The following is a 1,305-nucleotide window of genomic DNA, read 5'->3' as shown; positions in this document are numbered from 1 at the left end:
TATAACCAATACTGTTTAACTGTTGTCCCATTCTTCATCACTAATACCCGCTTGTTTGAGAATTTCCTTAACTATATCTGTAGAGATTTCTTGATTTCCATGAGGGTTAGGGATGCGAATTTTATGTTGACCCTTTTTCATAAATTGATGTTTACTACCAGAAAAAGGCCCTGTGTAACCTAAAGCTTTCAATTTTCTGATTAATTTTCTGCGAGAAATTGCTGATGGCATAACTAAACTTCTGCAACTGTTGTAACTTTAATTTCTAATCCATCTATGATAGGTAAAGGGTCGCCATCTTGTAATTTTAAAATGATCCATTCTTCTAGAACTTCTAGTAAGTCTTGACGGCATTCTTCAACGGTCAAGCCATTTCCCCAAACGCCTTGAAAGCCTTCTATTTCAGCAAACCAAGTACCGTCATTTAGCCTTTTGTATTGTGCTTTTTGTAAAGCTTTTTCACAATAATTGAGTAAGATCATTTTCTTCTCTAAATCTCCATAATATGTAACTATATTATCACTTCTCCTCACCAATCCCATCACACAAATGTCTATCCTCCTCCTTAACGCCAGAATTAGGATTGTGCAAATAAACCCGCACCCAATCGCAACTACGCCCCATTAAAGCGTTTAAGTCCTGCATTGTCCTACAATCTTTCTGTATTGTCCTACAACTCTTCTGCATCGCCCTATAATCCTTCTGTATCCTCACAAAGAAGTCTAAACCAAGATTAACGGGATTTTAGGATTAACTGGATTATTTACTTGGAAACTCCTGACAATCTTTTAAGATTGAGCATCCTGAAAATCCTCTAATCCTCAAAATCCTGATACTGACGATTTACCCCCAATCCCATCACACAAACCCCTATCCTCCTCCCTAACATCAGAATTAGGGTTGTGCAAATAAACCCGCACCCAATCGCAACTACGCCCCATTAAAGCATCTAAATTCAATAAATTCGAGTCTGTTTCTACCTTCCAGAGTTTGATAGTGTTGTCCCAACTACCGCTCACCAAAGTATTGCCATCGGGACTAAAATTAACGCTTCTGACACGGCTATCATGCCCATGGAGGGTGCGGATTTCTTGGCCTGTTTCTACATCCCAAAGTTTGATAGTCTTGTCATCACTACCGCTCACCAAAGTCTTGCCGTCGGGACTAAAATTAACGCTTCTGACAGGGCCATCATGCCCCTCGAAGGTGTGGATTTCTTTGCCTGTTTTTACATCCCAGAGTTTGATAGTTTTGTCATAACTACCGCTCACCAAAGTCTTGCCGTTAGGACTAAAATTAACGCTT

At 39.6% G+C, this 1,305-nt stretch carries 3 protein-coding genes; all 3 read right to left on the bottom strand.

Translation table 11 applies throughout. From position 1 onward, the window contains the following. Positions 1-15: 15 nt before the first annotated feature. The gene (locus PX636_RS09180; protein WP_288116835.1) at positions 16-231 is read right to left on the bottom strand and encodes a type II toxin-antitoxin system HicA family toxin; all 216 of its coding nucleotides are present in this window, start codon (positions 229-231) and stop codon (positions 16-18) included. Positions 232-233: 2 nt separating this feature from the next. Further along, on the bottom strand, positions 234-542 hold the full coding sequence (locus PX636_RS09175) for a type II toxin-antitoxin system HicB family antitoxin (protein WP_002754318.1): 309 nt from the start codon (positions 540-542) through the stop codon (positions 234-236). Between the two features lie 279 nt (positions 543-821). Beyond that, positions 822-1,305 (bottom strand): WD40 repeat domain-containing protein (locus PX636_RS09170; RefSeq protein ID WP_288116833.1); only part of this gene is annotated, 484 nt, incomplete at its 5' end.

It is taken from the genome of Microcystis sp. M53598_WE2 (assembly GCF_030067735.1).
Taxonomy (GTDB): Bacteria; Cyanobacteriota; Cyanobacteriia; order Cyanobacteriales; family Microcystaceae; genus Microcystis; species Microcystis aeruginosa.
Note: the sequence above shows the minus strand (reverse complement) of the source record. Positions and strands in the feature narration are given on the sequence as shown.